This window comes from Rothia sp. HMSC065B04, from assembly GCF_001812285.1.
In the GTDB taxonomy this organism is placed as follows: Bacteria; Actinomycetota; Actinomycetes; order Actinomycetales; family Micrococcaceae; genus Rothia; species Rothia mucilaginosa.
Genome location: NZ_KV808408.1, coordinates 754,915 through 777,306 on the forward strand (window position 1 = coordinate 754,915; position 22,392 = coordinate 777,306).

General features: G+C 62.3%; 16 protein-coding genes and 1 riboswitch. Of the genes, 4 read left to right on the forward strand and 12 right to left on the reverse strand.

All coding sequences use genetic code 11. The features are described from left to right. Positions 1 to 37: 37 nt before the first annotated feature. The 3 genes from HMPREF2845_RS06270 to HMPREF2845_RS06280 all read right to left on the reverse strand — a co-directional run bounded on the left by HMPREF2845_RS06270 (position 38) and on the right by HMPREF2845_RS06280 (position 2,694). A complete protein-coding gene (locus tag HMPREF2845_RS06270; RefSeq protein WP_005506816.1) occupies positions 38 to 616 on the reverse strand; it encodes a 2'-5' RNA ligase family protein in 579 nt (192 codons plus the stop codon). 51 nt (positions 617 to 667) lie between these two features. Then, positions 668 to 1,732 carry a tryptophan--tRNA ligase gene (gene trpS / locus HMPREF2845_RS06275; protein ID WP_049338682.1) on the reverse strand — a complete coding sequence of 355 codons (1,065 nt, stop codon included), beginning with the start codon at positions 1,730 to 1,732 and terminating at the stop codon, positions 668 to 670. Positions 1,733 to 1,818: 86 nt separating this feature from the next. Continuing rightward, positions 1,819 to 2,694: an exodeoxyribonuclease III gene (locus HMPREF2845_RS06280; RefSeq protein WP_005506814.1), complete on the reverse strand. Its 876-nt coding sequence runs from the start codon at positions 2,692 to 2,694 to the stop codon at positions 1,819 to 1,821. 80 nt (positions 2,695 to 2,774) lie between these two features. Here HMPREF2845_RS06280 and HMPREF2845_RS06285 point away from each other — a divergent pair, with 80 nt between their 5' ends. Continuing rightward, positions 2,775 to 3,608 (forward strand): GntR family transcriptional regulator, encoded by an 834-nt coding sequence (locus tag HMPREF2845_RS06285; protein WP_049341501.1) that lies wholly within the window; start codon positions 2,775 to 2,777, stop codon positions 3,606 to 3,608. 104 nt (positions 3,609 to 3,712) lie between these two features. Here HMPREF2845_RS06285 and HMPREF2845_RS06290 read toward each other — a convergent pair whose 3' ends face one another. The 5 genes from HMPREF2845_RS06290 to purN all read right to left on the reverse strand — a co-directional run bounded on the left by HMPREF2845_RS06290 (position 3,713) and on the right by purN (position 9,570). Further along, entirely contained in the window at positions 3,713 to 4,591 is an 879-nt protein-coding gene (locus HMPREF2845_RS06290) for a bifunctional methylenetetrahydrofolate dehydrogenase/methenyltetrahydrofolate cyclohydrolase (RefSeq protein WP_005508973.1), read from the reverse strand. A gap of 204 nt (positions 4,592 to 4,795) precedes the next feature. Beyond that, positions 4,796 to 6,070, reverse strand: a complete 1,275-nt coding sequence (glyA, locus tag HMPREF2845_RS06295) for a serine hydroxymethyltransferase (RefSeq protein WP_070634184.1) — start codon at positions 6,068 to 6,070, stop codon at positions 4,796 to 4,798. Between the two features lie 289 nt (positions 6,071 to 6,359). Continuing rightward, positions 6,360 to 6,941 (reverse strand): TetR/AcrR family transcriptional regulator, encoded by a 582-nt coding sequence (locus HMPREF2845_RS06300; protein WP_005506809.1) that lies wholly within the window; start codon positions 6,939 to 6,941, stop codon positions 6,360 to 6,362. A gap of 225 nt (positions 6,942 to 7,166) precedes the next feature. After that, positions 7,167 to 8,777 carry a bifunctional phosphoribosylaminoimidazolecarboxamide formyltransferase/IMP cyclohydrolase gene (gene purH, locus HMPREF2845_RS06305; protein WP_070634185.1) on the reverse strand — a complete coding sequence of 537 codons (1,611 nt, stop codon included), beginning with the start codon at positions 8,775 to 8,777 and terminating at the stop codon, positions 7,167 to 7,169. A 211-nt stretch (positions 8,778 to 8,988) separates the two neighbouring features. After that, positions 8,989 to 9,570 carry a phosphoribosylglycinamide formyltransferase gene (gene purN, locus HMPREF2845_RS06310; protein ID WP_044150744.1) on the reverse strand — a complete coding sequence of 194 codons (582 nt, stop codon included), beginning with the start codon at positions 9,568 to 9,570 and terminating at the stop codon, positions 8,989 to 8,991. Between the two features lie 202 nt (positions 9,571 to 9,772). Between purN and HMPREF2845_RS06315 the strand changes: the two genes are divergently transcribed. Further along, a complete protein-coding gene (locus tag HMPREF2845_RS06315; protein ID WP_049362023.1) occupies positions 9,773 to 10,357 on the forward strand; it encodes a 4-hydroxyphenylpyruvate dioxygenase in 585 nt (194 codons plus the stop codon). Between the two features lie 12 nt (positions 10,358 to 10,369). On the opposite strand, the gene HMPREF2845_RS06320 is transcribed toward HMPREF2845_RS06315, so the two are convergent. The 3 genes from HMPREF2845_RS06320 to HMPREF2845_RS06330 form a co-directional block, all read right to left on the reverse strand. Continuing rightward, the gene (locus tag HMPREF2845_RS06320; RefSeq protein WP_246824613.1) at positions 10,370 to 12,883 is read right to left on the reverse strand and encodes a cell division protein PerM; all 2,514 of its coding nucleotides are present in this window, start codon (positions 12,881 to 12,883) and stop codon (positions 10,370 to 10,372) included. A gap of 168 nt (positions 12,884 to 13,051) precedes the next feature. After that, positions 13,052 to 13,486, reverse strand: a complete 435-nt coding sequence (locus tag HMPREF2845_RS06325; RefSeq protein ID WP_049337480.1) for a PIN domain-containing protein — start codon at positions 13,484 to 13,486, stop codon at positions 13,052 to 13,054. Positions 13,487 to 13,496: 10 nt separating this feature from the next. Further along, on the reverse strand, positions 13,497 to 13,724 hold the full coding sequence (locus HMPREF2845_RS06330; protein WP_070634187.1) for a nuclease PIN: 228 nt from the start codon (positions 13,722 to 13,724) through the stop codon (positions 13,497 to 13,499). Positions 13,725 to 13,759: 35 nt separating this feature from the next. After that, positions 13,760 to 13,894: riboswitch (SAM riboswitch) on the reverse strand. A 266-nt stretch (positions 13,895 to 14,160) separates the two neighbouring features. On the opposite strand from HMPREF2845_RS06330, the gene HMPREF2845_RS06335 reads away from it, so the two are divergent. After that, the gene (locus tag HMPREF2845_RS06335) at positions 14,161 to 18,294 is read left to right on the forward strand and encodes a DEAD/DEAH box helicase (RefSeq protein WP_070634188.1); all 4,134 of its coding nucleotides are present in this window, start codon (positions 14,161 to 14,163) and stop codon (positions 18,292 to 18,294) included. A gap of 199 nt (positions 18,295 to 18,493) precedes the next feature. Continuing rightward, on the forward strand, positions 18,494 to 19,330 hold the full coding sequence (locus HMPREF2845_RS06340; protein WP_070634189.1) for an aldo/keto reductase: 837 nt from the start codon (positions 18,494 to 18,496) through the stop codon (positions 19,328 to 19,330). Between the two features lie 163 nt (positions 19,331 to 19,493). Here the strand turns inward: HMPREF2845_RS06340 and HMPREF2845_RS06345 are convergent, their stop codons facing one another. Beyond that, the gene (locus HMPREF2845_RS06345; protein ID WP_210394527.1) at positions 19,494 to 22,028 is read right to left on the reverse strand and encodes a helix-hairpin-helix domain-containing protein; all 2,535 of its coding nucleotides are present in this window, start codon (positions 22,026 to 22,028) and stop codon (positions 19,494 to 19,496) included. Between the last annotated feature and the right edge of the window lie 364 nt (positions 22,029 to 22,392).

Below are 22,392 nucleotides of genomic sequence, written 5' to 3' on the forward strand. Positions count from 1 at the left end.
ATCTCTCGTTACGTATTCCAGGCTTATACGCCAGCTCCTAACGCAGCGGCAGAACGCTAATCTCTTCCCAGTCCTGCCCGTCATAGGAGTAGCAGTGCAGGTGATCCACGGTGAAGGTGCGCTGCTCGGCAGGCAGAGCATCAAACACCTCACGGGCGTTCGCCACCTGCTCTTCCGTGAGCCCGTGACCCAGGGTCACGTGCGGCACGTAGGGGAAGGACGCCGCGCCGGCACCGAATAGCTCAACCAGCTTCTGGTGAATCTGCTCGAACTCGGCCCTACCCGCCTCCAGGTTCAGGTACTCCACCTCGGTGACCGGGCGGAAGGAGTGCACCGAACCCCAGCGCGCCTCAAAACGCGGCGTGTCCAGCGCCTCGCGGAGCTGCGGGGACTGCACCTCAGCCATTAGAGACTCGTTCAGCTCCGTCAGGTACACGGTCACGTGGGTGCTGATAGGCGCCACCGCACCACCGGCTACCGCGCGCTTCCACTCTTCCAGGCGCTGAACATTCTCACCGCTCACGTGCGCAATAACGCTCAGGTAGCGGCGACCGGGTTTCAGGGTCGGGGATACAGGAGCCGTCGTGGGGCTCGAAGAGTTCTCTTGTGCTGTCATCTCAATCGTGCAGGTAATGCGGCGTCTCAGCCGGACTGGCTGAACAGCGCGCTAGATTGCTGCGGCAGGCAGGAAGCCAACCTTCTTGTACACGTTCTCAATGGTGACCGTAGCGATCTCGCGGGCAGCGGATGCACCCACAGCCAGCAGGCGGTCCAGCTCGGCGGGGTCGTCCATCAGCTCGAGGGTACGCTCACGCACCGGGGTGAGGCGCTCCACCACGATATCGGCAAGGTCAACCTTCAGGTGGCCGTACATCTTACCCTCGTAGCGTGCCACGATCTCGTCGATGCTCTCGCCGGTCATTGCTGAGTAGATGGAGAGCAGGTTGGAGACGCCGGGCTTAGCCTCGCGGTCGTAGGCGATGACGGAGCCGTCATCAGTCACGGCGGACTTAATCTTCTTCTGGGTTGTCTTGGGGGTGTCCAGAAGCTTGATTAGGCCCTTGTCGGTGGCTGCAGACTTGGACATCTTCGAGGTCGGGTCCTGCAGGTCGTAAATCTTAGCGGTTTCCTTCAGAATCACCGGCTCGGGTACCACGAAGGTCTCACCGAAACGGGAGTTGAAGCGCTGAGCCAGGTTACGGGTCAGCTCCAGGTGCTGACGCTGGTCCTCGCCCACGGGCACGCCGTCCACCTGGTAGAGCAGGATGTCGGCAGCCATCAGAATCGGGTAGGTGAATAGACCCACGGAGGCGTTCTCGGCACCCTGCTTCTGGGACTTGTCCTTGAACTGGGTCATACGGGAGGCCTCACCGAAGCCGGTGAAGCAGTTCAGAATCCACGCCAGCTGGGCGTGCTCGGGCACGTGCGACTGCACGAACAGCGGGGTGCGGGTCGGGTCAATACCGGAGGCGATGTACTGCGCCGCGGTCAGGCGGGTACGCTCACGCAGCTCCTCGGGATTCTGAGGAACGGTGATGGCGTGCATATCCGGGATAAAGAACAGGCATTCGTTATTCGGGTCGTCCTGCAACGCCACCCAGTTGTTCACAGCACCAATGTAGTTACCCAGGTGCATCGAATCAGCCGACGGCTGCGCACCCGAATAGATACGTGCCTTCTGCTGAGAGGCGTTAGGGATGAGGGACTTATCCTGCTTCTTTTCGTCTGCCATAGTTATTTCCTGTGCAGTTCTTCCTGTGCGGTGCTGCGGACGGTGCAGCACATCTTCAAAAACTTATCTGTAGGTGGGTCCGCGTCTTACTCACCGATGCGGTAGTCAACCACGAGCGGCGCGTGATCGCTGAAACGCTCATCGTAGCTTGCCGCACGGTCCACGACCGCTTCCACGGCGCTTTCGGCGAGCGCCGGGGTCGCCATGTGGTAGTCGATACGCCAGCCAGCGTCATTATCGAACGCCTTACCGCGGTAAGACCACCAGGTGTAGGGGCCGGGCACCTGACCCGCCAGCTCACGAGCCACATCGCGGTAGCCGATATCGCCGAAGAAGCGGTCAAAGTAGGCGCGTTCCTCCGGCAGGAAGCCGGCACGCTTCTGGTTAGCCTTCCAGTTCTTAATGTCCAGCTCGGTGTGGCCCACGTTCAAATCGCCCACGATGAGCACGTGGTCCGAGTGCTTTGCCAGTTCAGGCATGCGCACCAGCATGCGCTCCAGGAAGCGGTACTTATCGTCCTGCTTCTGAGTGCCGACCTCGCCGGAGTGAACGTAGGCGCTGACCACGGTCAGGGTTTTGCCGTTGGGCAGAACGTAGTCCGCCTCAACCCAGCGGCCCGAATCGTCAAAGTACTCTTCGCCAATATTCGAGCGGGTCGCGACCGGCTGGTTCTCCAGGACTTCACCGGCAGAGTTGGGGGTGCGGCGGGTCGCCACCAGCACACCGGCGCGCCCCTTCGCTGCCGCCTCCGCGTGCAGAATATGCCACTGGGATTCGTCCAGCAGCTCACGCACGATAGCGTCGGGGGCGCGCACCTCCTGCAGGCAGAGAATGTCGATGTCACGGCTCGCCAACCACGCCGCCATATCCTTCTTGTAGGCGGCTCGGATACCGTTCACATTCACGCTCGCCACGCGAAGCAGACCGCTCGGGCGCGGTGCAGGGGTGTTAGAAAAATGCATAGTCTTAATTATGCCAGTTTGAGGGAAGAGAAATTTTCACTCGTGCGCGTTTTTTCTCTGGCTGAACGGTAAACTATTGGGTGATGAATTCACACTCCTCACATACCACCGACCACGGTGCCCCCTCACATTCTGCGGGCACCACCGCATCCGAAAGTACCGCTCACAACGCTGAGAGCCGCTACGAGTTACCCCCGATTCCCGGCCCGAAGTACGAGCAGGTCATCCACTACATTGAGCAGCGCTACATTATTCCCGGCAAGCCCGGCGATAAGCTGCCCACCGAACGCATGATTCAGCAGAACTTTGGGGTGAGCCGCCAGACGGTTCGTAGCGCCCTGAAGGTTCTGATTGAACGCGGCCTGCTCTACAACGTGCAGGGCTCCGGCACCTACGTTGCCGAGCGCACCGACGCCACTTACATTCCGCGCGTGGACACCTTCGTTGACGATATGCGCCGCCGCGGTTTTGAGGGCTCCACCCGCATGATTGCGACCCGCTGGGTGGACGCCACCGAAGAGATTTCCACCCACCTATCCGTGCCGGTGGGCGAGCAGGTGCTGTTCGTGCGTCGTCTGCGTCTTGCCAACCACGAAGTCATTGGCTTTGAGCGTTCCTACTTTGTCAAGGCCGCCGCAAGCAGCATCCTGGACGCCATGATGGCGGAAATGTCCGGCGCTTCAAGCTCCTTCGACCAGCTTGCCGACACCCCCAACGCCATTAAGCACGCCCGCGTACGCACCAGCGCGGCGCTCTTCACCGACGCCGACGCCGAGGCGTTCAACCACCAGGTTCCCGTGGGCGAGGCGGCGTTCAAGGTCTGCGCGACCGGCTACACCGAAGAAGGTAGCCCCGTCGAGTACGCAGAGACCCTGTACCTTGCCGATGCTTACTTCTACGAGATGATTCTTTAGCATCTGCCTTTTCTTGTGATGACAGTGTGAAGGGCGGTGCCCCGGTAGATTGTTCTACCGGGGCACCGCCCTTTTGAGTTATTAGCTCTGAAATGTTGCGAGCCTTACGCCGCCTGACGCTCCGCGGTCTCAACCACGTTCACCAGTAGCTCCGCGCGGGTCATCGGGCCCACACCGCCGGGGTTCGGGGAAACCCAGGACGCCTTCTGTGCAGCCTCCGGGGAGACGTCGCCGAAGAGCTTCTTCTTGCCGGTCTCCGGGTCCTCAGCGCGGGAAACACCAACGTCCAGCAGGATTGCGCCGTCCTTGACCTGGTGAGCCTTCAGCACGTGCGGAACACCCACAGCGGCAACAATAACGTCAGCCTCGCGCAGTACCTCGTCCAGGTTCTCGGTACCGGTGTGCGCCAGGGTTGCGGTTGCATTCACCTCACGGCGGGTCAGCAGCAGACCCAGCGGGCGACCCACGGTAATGCCGCGGCCGAGCACCACAACGTTCTTACCGTTCCAGTCGATGCCGTGGCGCTTCACCAGCTCAATGACACCGTTGGGGGTGCAGGGCAGCGGGGAATCCAGCGGCTCAGAAACGTTCAGCACGAGCTTGCCGAGGTTAGTCGGGTGCAGGCCGTCAGCGTCCTTCTCGGGGGCGATGCGTTCCAGCACGCGGTTGGTGTCCAGGTGCTTGGGCAGGGGCAACTGCACAATGTAGCTGGTGCACGCCGGGTCGTTGTTCAGCTTGTCGATCTCTGCGTCGAGCTCTTCCTGAGTGATGTCACCGGGCAGGTCCACACGGATGGAGTTAATACCGATCTCTGCACAGTCGCGGTGCTTAGCGCCCACGTACGAGCGGGATGCGGGGTCGTCACCGACCAGCACGGTACCCAGGCCGGGGGTAATACCCTTAGCCTTGAGCGCCTCGACGCGCTCCTTCAGCTCTTCCTTGATGGCTGCGGCGGTTGCGTTACCGTCTAGAATCTGGGGCATTGTTTTTCCTTCCATAGATTGCGGCGGGTTCGCCGAAACGGATGGTCTGTGTGTTGGGTTCTAGGGTGTGCCTAGGAGGTACCACTCCCCCGCTACGTCCCTGAACGGGTGTAGCGGGCAGGGCGGTAAAAGTAAGAGGGCGAAATAACCCCGCCCGCTCAGCACCCACGAAGGGATGCTGAGCGAACGGGGTCATTCATGGGTCTACCAGTTCTCGCTGCCCTGGTAGAGGGGGTACTTGGCGCACAGTGCCTCAACGCGGGCACGCAACGCAGCGATGTCCGGGTTCGGCAACAGTACGGAAGCGATAATGTCGGCTACCTCGGTGAAGCCCTCGGCGTCGAAGCCGCGGGTTGCCAGTGCGGGGGTACCGATACGCAGACCGGAGGTCACCATCGGCGGGCGCGGGTCGTTCGGCACGGCGTTACGGTTGACGGTAATACCAGCCTGGTGCAGCAGGTCCTCTGCTTCCTTGCCGTTGAGGGCGTGGTTGCGCAGGTCAACGAGCACCAGGTGAACGTCGGTACCGCCGGAAGCAATCGCAACGCCGGCGTCCTTCACGTCCTGCTGCAGCAGGCGGTTCGCCAGGATCTGTGCGCCCTCAACGGTGCGCTTCTGGCGGTCCTTGAACGCGTCAGATGCGGCGACCTTGAACGCGGTAGCCTTCGCAGCGATCACGTGCATGAGCGGGCCGCCCTGCTGGCCGGGGAACACAGCGGAGTCAATCTTCTTCTTCAGCTCCTCGGTGCAGAGGATGAAGCCGGAGCGGGGGCCGCCCAGGGTCTTGTGCACGGTGGAGGAGACCACGTGTGCGTGCGGGACGGGGTTCGGGTGCAGACCCGCAGCCACCAGGCCCGCGAAGTGAGCCATGTCCACCCACAGGTACGCGCCGATTTCGTCAGCAATCGCGCGGAACGCTGCGAAGTCCAGCTGGCGGGGGTACGCGGACCAGCCGGCGATAATCAGCTTGGGGCGCTCGGCCAGGGCCAGCTCGCGCACCTGCTCCATGTCAACGTAGCCGTTCTCGTCCACGCTGTAGGCGACAACGTTGTACAGCTTGCCGGAGACGTTCAGCTTCATGCCGTGGGTCAGGTGGCCACCGTGTGCCAGGGACAGACCCATGATGGTGTCACCGGGGGTCAGTAGCGCGTGCATAACGGCGTTGTTTGCCTGCGCACCGGAGTGGGGCTGAACGTTGGCGTGCTCAGCGCCGAAGAGTTCCTTCACGCGGGAAATAGCGAGGGACTCAACGATGTCAACGAATTCGCAGCCGCCGTAGTAGCGGCGGCCGGGGTAACCCTCAGCGTACTTGTTGGTCAGTACCGAGCCCTGGCTTTCGAGGACGGCACGGGGGACGAAGTTCTCGGATGCAATCATCTCGAGGGTGTTCTGCTGGCGCTTGCGCTCCAGCTCAATGGCTTCTGCAACCTCGGGGTCGAGGTCGGCGAGGGGCATCTCGAGGATCTTCTGCTCGGACATTACGCTCCTGGGAGTGTTTTTGCGTTATCTTCGGTCGCTCATCATCGGGGTTGCCGCGGCATGCGCCGGGCGATCTTCAGGAGGCGGCGGGCGCATCCAGTTGAAAACCCTGAATGAAAAAATATGAGCTACACCTCATAATACCGTAAAGCCCGCTTTCCTTCGAGAAGGAAAACGGGCTTTACAAAGCATCACGATGAAGTTTTTACGGCGTCGGCGCAACACCGGCGAGGGGCGCACAACACACCCCGGCAGGCTTATCGGCGGCCGTTAAGCGGGTCTACACACCCTACGCCTGACGCAGGATAGCGGAAGCATACTCCAGGTACGCCTCACGAGCGCTCTCCTTCTTACCGCCAGCCACCAGCTGGGTCTGCACCACGTAACCGGTCAGCACCGACAGCACCGCGGCACCGATAACGGTCAGCCACTCTTCAAGCTCCTCTTCGGTGAAGTCCAGCTCAGCGGCACCCCAGGCGCGGTAGCGCTCCAGGGACTGATCGCGCAGGTAGCTCAGCTGCTCAGACACCACGGTCGCCAGCTGCGGCATTGCCACGGCCTCGCCCCAGGTGACGAGCAGGTGACGGCGAATCTTGGGGGTGTCCAGCACCTTCAGGCACCCGAACACGTAGTCCCAGGGCTGTTCGGCGCGGATGCGGTCGAAGGGCGCCATGTCCATGCGGGCTGCCGCCAGGATGATTTCATCCTTGGAGGAGAAGTGGTTATAAATCGCTCCGGCAGACAGGCCGGTGGCCGCAATAATATCGCTCATCGAAGCCTTCTGATAACCGTGCTTGATGAAGCATTCGCGGGCGGTCTCTACAATCTGAGAACGCCTGTTCTTTTTGTATTCTTCGCTGACTTTAGGCACAACCTAATCCTAGCGAATTTTTAGCCAATCCGTGCGCATCCTGGTCGCCGTTAACGCGCCCTCATGCGCAAATCCGGCGCAAAATAGAGCAAAAATTCTATAAATACGACTGCCCACAATACGGATGCACGGGCACCTGGTATAAAAGCGGGGCACCCCGGGTTTACCCCAGGATGCCCCGCTCACAGCAGGTAGCTCAGCGCGTACTGAGCCCGCTACACGTGTTTAGTGGAAGAAGTGGCGGGTACCGGTCAGGTACATGGTCACGCCAGCAGCCTTAGCCGCCTCGATAACTTCCTCGTCGCGGATCGAACCGCCCGGGTGCACGACGGCACGCACGCCGGCGTCCAGCAGAACCTGCAGGCCGTCAGCGAAGGGGAAGAACGCGTCGGATGCGGCAACCGCACCGCGGGCACGCTCGTTACCTTCACCGCCGAGAGTGTTCGCGCGCTCCACCGAAAGCTTGCAGGAATCCACGCGGTTCACCTGGCCCATGCCGATGCCCACGGCGGCACCGTTATCGGCAAGCAGAATAGCGTTGGACTTGGGCGAACGCAGTGCACGCCACGCGAACTCGAGGTCACGCAGGGTTGCCTCGTCAGCCGGCTCACCGGCAACCAGGGTCCAGTTCTTCGGGTCGTCACCCTCAGCCTGTAGGCGGTCAGCCTCCTGGAAGAGTGCGCCACCGGAAATGGGGCGGTACTCGATAGCCTCGCGGGCAAAGTTCTCGGGCAGAACCAGCAGGCGCAGGTTCTTCTTCTCACGCAGGATCTCCAGCGCCTCGGGCTCGAAGCCGGGAGCCACGATCACCTCGGTGAAGATGCCCTTGACGGTCTGAGCCATAGCGGCGGTCACCGGGCGGTTAGCGGCAATCACGCCGCCGTACGCGGACAGCGGGTCGCAAGCGTGCGCCTTCGCGTGAGCGTCCGCAATCGGGTCAGCCGCACCGGGGGTTGCCACAGCAATACCGCAGGGGTTGTTGTGCTTGATAACGGCAACAGCCGGCTCGTCGAAGTCGTAAGCGGCACGCAGAGCGGCATCAGCATCAACGTAGTTGTTGTAGCTCATCGCCTTACCGTGCACCTGCTCCGCCTGAGCAATGCCGGGGGCAGCGGCGGGGTCAACGTACAGGGCGGCACGCTGGTGCGGGTTCTCGCCGTAACGCAGGGTCTCGCTGCGCTCGAAGCCCAGGCCAGCGTACGGGGGCCAGAAGTTAGCGTCCTCATCCTGCAGGAACTGGGATGCAGTCCAGGTGGCCACAGCGGTGTCGTATGCGGCGGTGTGGGCGAATGCGCCAGCGGCAAGGCGGCGGCGCTCATCCAGGGAGAAGCCACCGTTCTTAGCGGCCTCAACGGTGCGCGCGTAGTCGGCGGGGTCTACCACAATTGCGACGGCGTCGTGGTTCTTCGCGGCAGCGCGAACCATGGAGGGGCCACCAATGTCGATCTTCTCGATGATGGCGTCCTGATCGGCACCGGATGAAACGGTCTCAACGAAGGGGTACAGGTTCACAACCACCAGGTCGAAAGGCTCGACATCCAGCTCGCCGAGGGTGTCGATGTGCTCCTGCTTGCGGCGGTCAGCCAGAATACCGGCGTGGATGCGCGGGTGCAGGGTCTTCACGCGGCCTTCGAGGCACTCGGGGAAACCGGTCACTTCGGTGACCTCGGTGACGGGTACGCCTGCTGCCGCGATGGTGGATGCGGTGGAGCCGGTGGAGACCAGCGCAACGCCAGCCTCGTGCAGGCCGCGGGCGAACTCCTCCAGACCGGTCTTGTCGTAGACGGAAATGAGGGCGCGGCGCAGGGGCACGCGATCGAGCTCAATGAGAGACACAAATACTCCGATGCTTTAGACGTGCACGCCGGTTCTCGGCGGCACAGCTGGTGGATGGACGTAGCCTGCCCGGATAGACAGGATATGTGTGGGGGTATTCCCCGCCGCTGTGCACCTTCCCCTCAGGGGTACTCGGGTGCCACAACGGAACGTGTGTGGGCGGCGGGGTGTGAGCTCGGCTCATTCCGCCGCAAAAATCTAGTGGGCGGAATTAACTGTCGGATGCAGCGCCGTCAGATGCAGCGCCGTGAGATTCAGCCAGGGATGCGATGGTCTGCACGAGCAGGCGGCGCTCCTGCACCTTAATTCGTTCGTGCAGGGTTTCTTCGGTGTCGTCATCCAGAACGGGCACTGCCGCCTGGGCGAGGATGGGGCCGGTGTCAACGCCCGCATCCACAAAGTGGACGGTCAGGCCGGTAATCTTCACACCGTGCGCTAGGGCGTCACGCACGCCGTGCGCACCCGGGAAGGAGGGCAGCAGGGCGGGGTGGGTGTTAATAATGCGGTTTTTGAAACGCTCGACCAGCTGCGCGTCAACAATGCGCATGAAGCCGGCGAACACAATGTAATCGGGGTTGTAGGAAGCGATCTTTTCTTCCAGCGCGCGGTTCCAGGAGGGGCGGTCGGCGTAGTCGCCGGGCTGCACCAGGAAGGTGGGTACGCCCGCCGCCTGGGCACGTTCAATGCCCAGACAGGGCTTGTCGGCGCCCACTGCCGCAATGTCGAGGGGAAGCTCGCCCGCTGCTACAGCGTCGAGGATGGACTGAAGATTCGTTCCGGAGCCGGATACCATAACCACAATTCGCACCCGACTAGTATAACCCGTCTCACACCCTTATCCAAAGGGGGTAAGAGGTTCACAACACGCCTAAAGCCCAAAGGCGAGCACAAAGAAACCCCGGCGAGACGAATCCTCACTGGGGTTCACCGGACGCAAACTCAACAGGTCGCAAACTCAATAGGTCACGGGCAGACGGGGCGGTACCCTTATAGGTATGTCTACTCCCCCGCAGAACACCCCGAACAACACTCCGAACGACACCCCGCAGCAGCCCACCCCGAACAACGGTGCACCGCAGAACCAGCAGGTTCCACCGCGAGCGCCGCAGCAGGCACCGCAGAACATGATGCCGCAGCCTCGGGGACCTCAGGGCAAGAAGCCGCGCAAGCCCATCGACCCCATCGAACAGCAGAAAGCGAATATTCGCACCTCGCTCATGCTGATTGTTGCCGCGCTGGTGATTTTTGCGGCGTCTTCCTTCGTGCTTTCCACGATGCCGCTTTTCTTGGCGCTCTTCCTCTTCGCGCTCGCCGGCATTACCCTGAGCATTATTGCGATTGTGCGCACCGCAATCTACCGTGGCCCCTGGTTCTTCTACATTGCCGCAGGCGTCAGCATTATCTACGGCGCTATGACCCTGCTCGGTGGCATTGGCCTCGCCTTCATGCCCGGCGCGCAGGAGTACCGTGAGTGCCGCGCCGCCGCGCTGACTCAGACCGACATGTCCACCTGCGACGAGAAGTTCCAGGGCACGATGGACAAGCTCACCGGCGCGTCCAGCTCTTCTTCCCCTCGCTAAGAATGCAGTGCGCTAGTTCTTCTTACGCGGGTTAGAACCCTGGGCGCTAGAACCCTGGGACTTCGAGGAGATGACATCCAGCGGGGGCAGCTCCACGGTAGACGCCTCATCGGTCACCAGCGGAAGCACTCCGGTCTGACTACGAACCTCAAAGATGCGCTTCATCGCCTGATCAGCAGAGAGGACATCCAGTTCGCGATCCACAAAGTCGCGCTCTGAGTCCTTCTTCTGCTTCTTGCGTGCCGCCTTAGCCGCCTTCTTCGCCTCGCGCTTCTGCTCACGCTCATGCGCGCGGTCATTGGCACGGTCCCGAGCGGAATCCTGCGCGGCGGATGCGGCGTGAGCGGCATCGGCTGAGCTATCCTGCGCTGAGTCATCTTGCGCTGCGGCGGGCTGCTCAAGACCAAAGCCGAAGTACGCCATAATGCGGCTCGCGCGGCCCTTCGAACGCAGCGCCTGCTCTGCGGGCTCTTCGACAGCGTCCTCACGCTCAACAGGTTCAGCAGCCTCGTAGACGGGCTCCTGAATCAGCTCGCGGGTCTGCTCATCGGAGGGGTCGTGAGCGTACAGGGCGGGCTCATAAGCAGTGTGTTCATAAGTAGCGTGCTCGCTGGAGGCAGGCTCAACAGAAGCTTCGATACTCTCGTAATCCTCAGCATGCGCAGAGTCAGCATGTGCAGAGTGCAGGTAATCGACCTGCTGAACGGCCTCAATCGGCTCGTACTCCTCAGCAGAGCTCTCCTGCGCAATAAGCTCTTCGGAGACAGACTCCTGAGTAGCGTCCGCAGTGGATTCTGCTACTACAGGCTCTTCAGCCGCCTCTTCGCGCTCTGCAACAATCTCAGCGAAAGCATCCGCCGCCGCACGCTGCGCCAGCTGCTCAGTCGTCTCTACCGGAACGGCAACCACAGGCTCCTGCGGATGCACCGGAACGTGACCGGTCGCCACCTCAGATACAACAGACTGCTCAGAAGACTGCTCAGATGCTACGGACTGCCCAGATACTACAGACAGCTCAGCCTCAACAACATTCTCGGAAGCCTCCGCACGTGCCGCCTCCTCAGCTTCACGCTCTGCCGCCTCACGCTCTGCAGCTTCCTCGGCCTCACGCTCAGCCGCCTCACGTGCCGCAGCTTCCTCAGCCTCACGCTCCATACGCTCCGCACGCGCCTGCGCACGCTGTTCACGACGCTCCGCAAAACGCTCACGGCCCTGTGCAAAACGCTCACGAGTCGAAGCAGTAAAACTCATCAGACGCTCACCCAGGTTCGGGCGCTCATCCGCAAAACGAGGCAGCTCACGGCTACTATCCGGCACCAGGGCGCGGCTCAGCAACATACCGAAAGTCACGCCGGCACCCACCGTCAACGCGGTATGCGCCGCAAAAGTCAGCGGCTCAGCACCAACCTCCGTAAAACGACCAATACCCAGAGAGCCGTACGAAATCCAGCCCAGCCACAGGGCACCAAACGACGTCATAATACCGGTCATCACGCCCAGCACCACCGCAGAAATCAGCGCAGACAGCGGGCGGAACGGAACCTTCAGGGCAACCCACTCATCCAGGTGATCCTCACCCTCACGCAAGAACCACCAGCCAGCAATCGCACCGGCACCCAGCGGCACCAGCAGACCCACCAGACCGAACGTGCCCATCGACTCGGGCACAGCACCCAGAATCGGAAGCATCGGCAAAGTACCGGCATCACTACTGGTCAAACCAACCGAGGTACCCGCACCAAAGGAGAAACCGGCACCGGTCGACCACGCAATCGCATAAATCACCAGGTTCGGCAAGAAACCCAGCTGCAGCAAAGTCACCGCAGTATCACCCACAGCGCCCGCATGCAGCTCCTGGTAGGTGGCAACAATCTGCGACCAGCCCGCCAAAATACCGATACCCAAAAGCACCGCACCCAGACCAATCAGCGCCACAAAAGCAACCACCGCAGCACGCACCACAGCCCAGGCGTACGAACCCGCCCAACGCGAATACTGACTCATCTGCGAAATCTGCTCCGCAGTATCAACACCCACCATGCGCGAGAGCGAACGCGCCTCACGGTAACCACCCCACATCAGACCAGCCACCACAATACCCAAAGGCACCAGGGCAGCATTCAACGCCTGAAGAGGCTGCGGATGCGGGCTCGCCCAACCGTACATCGCCGAACTAATCAGCGCATAGGTCACCGAACCGGACAGCACCGGAATCAAAAACTCACCCTCATACGAGGCGCGCGCCAGGCGACGACCCGAACGGTAGCAGAGCAGCAGAGGCAGAATACTCAAACCCAGAGGCACCAGCGTCATCGTGCCGGCAGAAGCACCAAAAGCAGCCGCAAGATCCAAAGGAACACCGTGAATCAGAAGCCACAGGTGCGCCGACATGGCGGCCACGGAGGAGAACTCCATGTCGCCAAAACCCTTGGTCGCCCACACGGCAGACATCGCCGCAAACACAGCAAGCGCAGAGAACAGGGCAGTAACAATTAGCTCAACAACACCCTGAAGCCACAGAGGCATGGGCATGGAATAACGAGAGATAGGTGAGGTGCTTTTCATCGTCCTTCAATCATGCCACGAATTAACGACGAAACCCGCCTCCGATTAACACTCGAAAGCGGGTTCTCACAACTATTCGCACAGGTATTCATACAGACGCGCACGCGAGGACGCGTATCAGGCGAAGTTTTAATCCTCAGTCCACGGGTTGGAAGCTTCAACACCCCAGGCACGGTACACCTGCGCCTTAGAAGAAATCAGCTCCAAATCATAGGCGCTCGCGCTCGCCGCCATCAGACCCTCCAGGGCGGCGGTAGGCAGCGGACCGGCATCATCACGACCCACGGCATGCACACCGCGCGGCGCCTGACGGCCCGCCCACTCGAGGCTCACGCGCGCATCCACGTTAATAACGTGGTCGCCAAAGCGCTCAAGAAGTTCGGTAATCCAGCGATCAGTTTCCGGGTAGGGGTACAGGCCCTTCAGCTCGCCAATGCTCAGCACAGAAATGTACATGTGCCGGAACGAGCGGCGGCGCAGAAAAGCGACCACGGCGGGGTCTGGATCCGCCTTACGGATCTCCGCAAGAACGTCGGAGTCCAGGAGCATACCGGAGAAATTCATACCCCTAATGCTACGCTACGCGCAGACCGGCGTACTCAATAGCGGGGATGCCCTCGGGGTTGGGCAGAAGAAGGAAGTTCAGGAACTCGTCGCGCTTAGAAGAAATGCGGGAGTAGTCGTCAATGCTGACTGCGGTGTATCCGCCTCGCGCGGGGACAGCTGCGGCACGCAGGCTTTCCTGGTAGGAGCGGGAGGGGTTCAGAGAGATTGCTGCTTTGGTTGCAGAGCCGTTGTACATGTGACAACCTGCGCCGTGAGTGGCGCGATCCTTTCGCGTTGCTCTTGTCTGTACCAATTACCACCGGTTATTCCGGTGGTGAATACAAACCGCTTCGTCATCCGAGCCACCCGTGAACATGGGGTTGGCGTTCGACCATAGTCGGAGCTTATCAGTCGAAACTCTTGAAGCTGGGTTTAGCTTACAGCATTTTCTCAAGTTAAGTAAAGCGTTTTTTGAAAGAGATTTAGATTATTAGCATTTTGGCTTGTGAGAACGTTTTAAATGGCGTGAATTTTTAATACGGTGCGGAATATCTTATGTGAATACCGGTGTTTTTATGCGTTAAAAACTCCCCCACCACAAATACGAAATACACCCCAAACCACCGCTCAATAGTCGCCCCAGCAACCAGCCCGACAGTCAATCCAACAGTCAGCCCGGCAGCCGCCAGCAAATGACCGGCGACAAGGCGCAAGCCCGCACGATACGCGATAATGAGCTGGTGAGCGCCAACAATCCTTTCCCCGAAATTCCCGTCACCGTACCGCAGATCATTCGCCAGGCCGGGCACCGCACCTACCAGCGCGGTGTCGCCTACCAGCGCAACCGCGAAGTCATCCGCTACAGCTACGACGAAGACGAACGCACCCTCACCGGGCTCGTCAACGGAAGCACCATCATCCCCTACGAAGTGACCGTCCGCTTCTTCCCCGCCGTCAGCGGCTCCGCAACCTTCACTGCCCGCTGCACCTGCCCCGTACTCACCGACTGCAAGCACGCCGTAGCGCTCATGCTCACCGCGCTCGACCGCGCCTCCGTAGCGAAAAAGGCGCTCAGCGAACACCCCGGACCCGTCGGCGTGCCCAATACTGGCTCTCATGGCGTAGCAGCGAAGAGTGCGGATGTTGCAGAGGCGAAGAAAGCCGCCGACCCGCTCGCGGCGTTGCGCGCCTCCGGTGCGCTCACCACCGCGGCGAAACTGCCCGCACCCGATGCAGCGGCTACCGAGCCCGCAAACCCCCAGGGAAGCTTTGCACTCAACGAGCTAGGCGCCTCCCCGAGCCTGCAGGCAGAGGCATCCGCCACCAAAATCTCGGCATGGCGACGCGACCTCTCCTCCGTTCTTTCCACACGTCAGGACCTTGCGGGCATTGATTCGATGCGCGTGAGCGGTGCCCTGGATTTCTCCCTGAGCGTCTCCGGCTCCTACGCGCGCGGCCGCAATATGCCCGGCGCAACCCCCAGCATTAACCTGCTCGCCCGCCCGCTCATGGCGTCCAAAACCGGGCGCTGGATCAAGGGCGGACTCAGCTGGGAAACCTTCGCATCCAGCGTGGGCGGGCCCGTCGGACGGCACGAAATCTACCCCGAACACGAACGATTCTTCGCCGAGCTCTACTCAATTGCCCGCCCCTGGCAGAACATGTATTCCTCGCATCGCGACTGGATCTCAATCAGCGCTTCTGCCTCCACTCTGCTCTGGGACGTACTAGCCCGCGCGGAGGATATTGGCCTGCCCCTGCTCGTCAACGGTCGCGAAGTGAACTACGCCGTGCTGAGCCCCGCACAGGTGCGCCTGCACGCCGCCGCCAGCGAAGAGAAACACGCGGAAGGCGCCGGACTGCAGCTTCAAGCCGCGCTCAGCTGGGAAGGACGCGAAGGCGAACTACTGCGCCAGCTCTGGCTACCCGCCGCGCACTGCCACCCCATCGGCACCCCGCGCACCGGCTTCTTTGCCCTGGGAGGGCTCGCCCAGCAGGAGTACGAACAGGCGGCAAAGGCGGTGCACTGGAAGACCGCGCGCCCCGGCGCGCTGGATGAAGTGGGCCGCGAATCTTTCGTGCAAAAGACTGCCCAAAAGGACGCGCAGGAGGCGCCTACTGAGCCCTCTACCCCGACCATCAACCCAGCGCAGGGTGAACGGGTGCGATACTCCCCCGCCGTGCCCGAACTGCCCGAGGGCGTGGAGCTGGCGCTCATCCCCCTGGTTGAGCCGCTCGATGCCGCCTCCGAATCGCTCATTAATGCCGGAACCGTACACATTCCCGCCGCGGAACGCGCCACGTTCCAGAAGGAGTATCTGCCCGCGCTCAGCCGTTCCATTCCCTCGCTGACCCCCGATCCGGCGCTGGCGCTACCTCGCGTGAAGCCGCCGCATCTGGTGCTTGTAATCAGCTTTGACGAGCAGGTACGCCACGACGCGCAGCTGAGCTGGCGTTGGGAGTACCCGCTGAACCCCTTCGCGGAGGACAGTGCAGAGGAGGCGAGCGCACAGGACTCTGCGGGTGCCTCCGATGTGTACTCCCTGCCCGTTTTCGGTTACCCCGGTGAAGAGGGCGGCGAGGTTCGCGATGAGCGTTTTGAGGCGCGCGTACTGCGTTCGGTGCGCGCCATTCTTGCTGCCCACCCGGCGCTTTCCGGGCTGGAAGAGCGCCGCATCGAAGGCTGGGAGACCCGCGAGCTGCTCAGCGCGATTCTGCCGAAGCTTCGCCGTGTTTCCGCTGTTCAGGTGCGTTTTATCGGCACTCCGCCGGAGTTCGTGGAGGCAACCGACGCGCTGATTGAAATCACCGTGAGCGAGGGCAATTCTCGTGACTGGTTCGGCCTGGGCATTGCGGTGAAGGTCAATAATTGGACCGTGCCGTTTGCCCAGATTTTTGAGGCGCTCGATCGCGGGGCGGACCGTATTCTGCTCGGTAATGGCACCTATTTCTCACTGCGTCGACCCGAGTTTAAGACCCTGCGCACCCTCATTGCGGAGGCTCGCGAACTCGATGATGCGGGCGGTGAGCTGCGCATTAACCGTCACCAGGCGGGGCTGTTCTCTGAGCTGGAGTCGCTGGCGGCGAGCGTGCATACGACCGCGCGATGGGATGCTCAGGTGCGTTCGCTGCTACAGCTGGTTGAGGGCCTGGAGGATACTGAAGAGAACCCCGAAAAAGGTACTGAAAAGACCTCTGACAAGGGCACTCAGGATTCCCCCGCACCTCAGAAGACCTCCCGTCGGGTTATCGCTCAGCGCCCGGTACCCGCCGGTCTGCAGGCGACCCTGCGCCCCTACCAAGTGGAGGGTTTCCAGTGGCTGTCCTTCCTGTACGAGCAGCGGCTGGGCGGTATTCTCGCCGACGATATGGGCCTGGGTAAGACCGTGCAGGCTCTCGCCCTGCTCGCCCACGTGATTGAGGAGCACCGTGCCGCCTCCGAACGTGCCGCCGAGCGCGGTGAGAGCATCGAGCCGTTCGCGCCCTTCCTCGTGGTTGCCCCGACCTCCGTCATCACCAACTGGGCGGCGGAGGCGGAACGCTTCCTGCCCGAGGCGAAGGTCGTGACCATCACCGAAACCACCTCCGGTAAGACCCCGCTTGCCGAGCGGATTGCCGGGGCGCACCTGGTGCTAACCAGCTACACGCTGCTGCGCATGGACGAGGACGCATACACCGGCTACGCCCGCACGCTGGGCCGTGCTGTTGACAAGCACACCGCTGACGAGCACGCTGGCGATTCCACGGGCGAGCAGTCCGCCCCCGAAGGCTGGGGTGCGCTCCTGCTGGACGAGGCGCAATTCGTCAAAAACACCGGCACCCGCGCCTGGTCCATTGCCCGCGCGATGCCCGCCCGCACCAAGATCGCGATGACCGGCACGCCCATTGAGAACAACCTCATGGAGCTGTGGGCGCTGCTGGCGATTGTGGCGGACGGTCTGTTCCCCTCCGCCCGTGCGTTCCGTGACCTGTACGCTCGCCCGGCGGAGTCCGGTGAGGACCCTGCGCACGCCGCGGCGACGGCGGCTCGTCTGCGCCGGCGCATCCGCCCGCTTATGTTGCGCCGCACCAAGGAGCTGGTGGCGGCGGAGCTTCCGGCGAAGAACGATACGCGCGTGAACCTACCGCTGGCTCCCGGTCACCGCCGCATCTATGACACGCATCTGCAGCGTGAACGCCAGAAGGTGCTGGGTCTGCTGGAGGATATGGACAAGAACCGATTCACGATTTTCCAGTCGCTGACCCTGCTGCGCCGTCTGGCGCTTGATGCCGCGCTGATTGATCCGGAAGCTTACGCCGGGGTGTCGTCGGTCAAGCGCGACTACCTGGCTCAACAGCTACCCGACCTGCTCGAGAAGGGCCACCGCGTGCTGGTGTTCAGCCAGTTCACCGGCTACCTCAAGAGCATTTCGGCGCGCCTGGCGGAGGAGGGCATCGGCCACCTGTACCTGGACGGTTCGACCCGCAACCGCGCCGAGGTCATCGAGGCGTTCACGAGCGGTCAGGAGCCGGTATTCCTCATTTCGCTCAAGGCTGGCGGTTTCGGTCTGAACCTGACCGAGGCGGATCACGTGTTCATCATGGATCCGTGGTGGAACCCCGCCGCCGAGCAGCAGGCGGTGGACCGTATTCACCGCATCGGCCAGGACAAGGAGGTGCACGTCTATCGTCTGGTCGCCGAGGGCACGATTGAGGAGAAGGTCATGCAGCTCAAGGAGTCGAAGGCGGCGCTCTTCGATGCGGTGGTCGGTGAGGGCGAGTTCGCCTCCGCGGCGGTCACGGCTGAGGATGTGCGCGAGCTCTTTGCGCCGGCTGTCGAGCGATAGCCGCCTTCGAGTCTGAGTGGTAGCCGCCCTCGAGTCTACTGGGATGTCTGGCACCCGTCATTTTTGTCATTTGGTTACGCCTCGGGCTAGATTCATACCTGATTCTGCCGTGGCCCTTCTCAACGTGGGGCTCTGAGACGTAGCCTTGTAGGACTACTTACGGAGGCGCCGCCTCCCCATAAAATTCCAAAGGAGCATCATGAGCTACAACGTACCCAACGTAAAGTTCAACGACGGCCGATCCATTCCGCAGCTGGGCTACGGCGTATGGCAGATTGAGGACGAGGTCGCCGAGAAGATTGTGAGCACCGCCCTGGAGATCGGCTACCGCCACATCGACACCGCCGCTAGCTACGGCAACGAGGCGGGCGTGGGCCGCGCTATCGCTAACTCCGGCGTGGCTCGCGAAGACATCTTCCTCACCACCAAGCTGTGGAACTCCGACCAGGGCTACGAGAGCGCGTTCGAGGCGTTCGAGGCTTCCCTGAAGAAGCTGGGCACCGACTACGTTGACCTGTACCTGATTCACTGGGCTAAGCCGCAGCAGGGCCTGTACCTGGATTCCTGGCGTGCGCTGATTGAGCTGCAGAAGCAGGGTAAGGTCCGTTCGATTGGTGTTTCGAACTTCCCCGAGGAGCAGTTGCGCGAGATTATCGAGGAGACCGGCGTGGTTCCGGTCATCCACCAGATTGAGCTGCACCCCTATTTCTCGCAGGAGGCGCTGCGCGCCGTTCACGCCGAGTACGGCATCGCGACTCAGGCGTGGAGCCCGCTGGGCAACGGTAGCGACCTGCTGCAGAACCCCGTACTGGCTGAGATCGCGGAGCGCCACGGCGCAACCCCCGCGCAGGTCGTGCTGGCGTGGCACCTGGCTAAGGGCACCGTGGCTATCCCGAAGTCTGTGACCCCCTCCCGCATTGAGGAGAACCTGGCGTCGGTGAACGTGAAGCTGACCGCTGAGGACATCGCGGCTGTGGATGCGCTTTCTACCCCCGAGGGTCGTATTGGCGCTGACCCGGCGAACATCGACTTCTAAGGTGTAGCACGGGCGTATAGCTCGATACACACCTACATAAAGCCCCGACAGGCACGGATAGTGCTTGTCGGGGCTTTTGCGTGCTCTTGCGGGAGCTAAGGTTTTAGAGAATGATCATTCGCGGATTGCCCAACAGGTCAGTGAACGCTCGTGCTCTCCCCCGCTAGTTCTCGTCCTCTACCAGCAGGGAAAGGGAGATGCGGCGGCGCGCCGGGTCGACCTCCACGACGCGCACCTGCACGATGTCGCCGCTACGCACAATATCGTGCGGGTTCGCCACGTAGCCGCGGCTCATCTGCGAGATGTGTACGAGGCCGTCCTGGTGCACGCCAATATCCACGAACGCACCGAATGCCGCCACATTCGAGACGGTGCCCTCGAGTACCATGCCGGGGCGTACGTCCTCGAAATGCGAGACGGACTCGGAGAAGCGGGCGGTGCGGAAGCTACCGCGCGGGTCCAGGCCGGGGCGGCGCAGCTCGGTGAAGATGTCCTCGACCGTGTACACGCCGGCGGTGGCTTCGTCCGCGCTCGCCTGAGTATCGCTATCCTGCACGTAGTCGGCGGGGTTCAGCCCGGCGAGCGGGTCGGTTCCATCCGAGGTACCCAGGGCGCCGGCAACCCAGTGGGCGCCGTTGCGTGCCTGCGCGTCGGCAATAATGCGGCGCGCGAGCGGGTAGGCTTCCGGGTGCACGGCGGAGGCGTCTAGCGGCTCTTCACCGCCGCGGATGCGGATGAATCCTGCCGCCTGGCGGAAGGTCTTCGCGCCCAGTCGCGGCACGTTCAGCAGCTGCTGACGGTTCGCGAAGGCGCCGTGTTCGGTGCGGTAGGCGACGATGCGTTCGGCGGTTGCGGTGCCCACGCCCGCCACGTGCGCGAGCAGCTGCACGGAGGCGCTGTTGAGGTTCACGCCCACGGCGTTCACGCAGTCTTCGACGGTGTCGTTGAGGGCGCGGCGCAGGGCGGCGGGCGGCACGTCGTGCTGGTACTGTCCCACGCCGATGGACTGCGGGTCGATTTTGACGAGCTCGGCGAGCGGGTCCTGCAGGCGGCGTGCAATGGAGACGGCGCCGCGCACGGTTACGTCGTAGTCGGACAGTTCGGCGGCGGCCAGGGCCGAGGCGGAGTAGACGGAGGCACCCGCCTCCGAAACGGTCACCTTCTGGGGCGCCTCTACACCCTCCTCGCGCAGGGCGCGAATCAGTTCGCTGGCGAGTTTGTCGGTTTCGCGGCTTGCGGTGCCGTTGCCAATGGCGATGAGTTCCACGCCGTGCTCGCGGCAGGCGGCGGCGAGCTCGCGCAGTGCTTCTGCCCACTGGTTGCGCGGGGCGTGCGGGTAGACGGTGCCCACGCGCAGCGGCTCACCGGTGCCGTCGACTACGGCGTATTTCACGCCGTGGCGCAGGCCCGGGTCCAGGCCGAGGGTGGTCTTGTGTCCGGCGGGTGCGGCGAGCAGAATATCGCGCAGGTTGGAGGCGAACACCTCGGTCGCGTGCTGTGCGGCGGCGTCGAGTAGCTGGTGGCGGATGCGTTCGGCAAGGCGCGGGCGCAGGTGGCTGCGCCATGCGGTGCGCACAGTGGCGGCGAGCCAGCCGAGCACGCGGTCTTCGTCGTCGACGGTGTTGAGCACCTGCACGGGGATGCGTAGCGCGGCGGCGACTTCACGCTCGTATGCAGAACGGACGTTCTCGTAATTTTCGGCGGCGGCCTCAGCTTCGGCGCGGGCGGCACCACGCAGGCGGCTGAGCGCCACGGGGGCGGGTGCCACATCCACTTTGAGGCGCACCACGCCGGCGTCCTTGGCGCGGTGCAGCGCCAGCACACGGTGCGGCGGAATGGAACGAATACGGTCCGAGAAGGCGAAATAGTCGGAGAACTTCGCGCCGATGCTTTCCTGACCTGCAATCACGCGGGACTCAATCACGCCGCCTTCACGCAGGCGCTTGAGGAGCTTTTCGCTCAGCACCGGGTCGGTGAGGGCGCGGTCAACCAGGATTGCGCGGGCACCGTCGAGGGCCTCTTCAGCACTGTGAATCTGCAGGGCTTCGTCCGCCTCTGCAACCTCAATGCCCTCGTCCTCGTCGTCTTCGGTGCCGTCGGTAATGTACGCGGCGGCGATGGCGTGCGCCTCAGCGAGGGGCACCTCCAGCAGGTCTTCGACGAGGGAATCAAGCCCGGCGGCACGCGCCATCTGGGCGCGGGTCACACGCTCGCTGCGGTACGGGGCGTAGATGGCGTTCACGTCTGCGATGGTGGCGGCGTTCATGAGCGAGGAACGCAGCTGCAGCAGGGTGAGCGGGTCGATGAGGCCTTCGTCGGCGCGTTCGGTGAGCGCTTCGAGCACGCGGTTGCGGCGCTCTTCGAGGGCGCGGAGCTGACCCAGGCGCGACTGGATGGTGCGCAGCTGGGTGTCGGTGAGTGCACCCGTTGCTTCTTTGCGGTAGCGGGCGATGAAGGGTACGGAGTTGTCGGCGTCAAGCAGCGCCACGGCTGCGCGGATGCGGTGCGGCGCGATACCGGTTTCTACGGCGAGCGCGTTGATGAGGTGCTCGGCAGGCTGCTCAGTCTTGCCGCCGGTTTCGTGTTTTTCGCGGTGTGCGGCACTGCTGGGTTCGTTGCCGGCGGCGCTGCTGGGCGCGGGGTGTGCAGCTCGATCCGCACGCGGGCGGATGCTGCTCGGGAGGGGGTGTTCGCTCATCCTTCCAGTTTCGCATATTTCGCCGCAGCTCATGGGTTGACCGGTAATGCTCAGAAAAGAGTCAGCGCGGGGCGTATTTTGCTCGCCTGTGCGGGTGCGGGTAAGCGTATTTTTCTATCGCATCTTCTAGTGCAGATTACGAGTCTTTACGCACATTTTGCCCTGTGGGTGCGCTAAATATTGTCATCTTTCCGTAAGAAACCGTGTTAGGGGTTCACGTATTTGAATAGTGCTTAGTTTCAGCGATAAATTTAGATAAAAGAGCATATTTTTTGAAAAAATATCGCTTATTCATGCAGATAAGGGGTGGCCTCACACCACGCAAACGCCCTTGTCTGCGTGCACACATTCAGGGTTTCGGCGG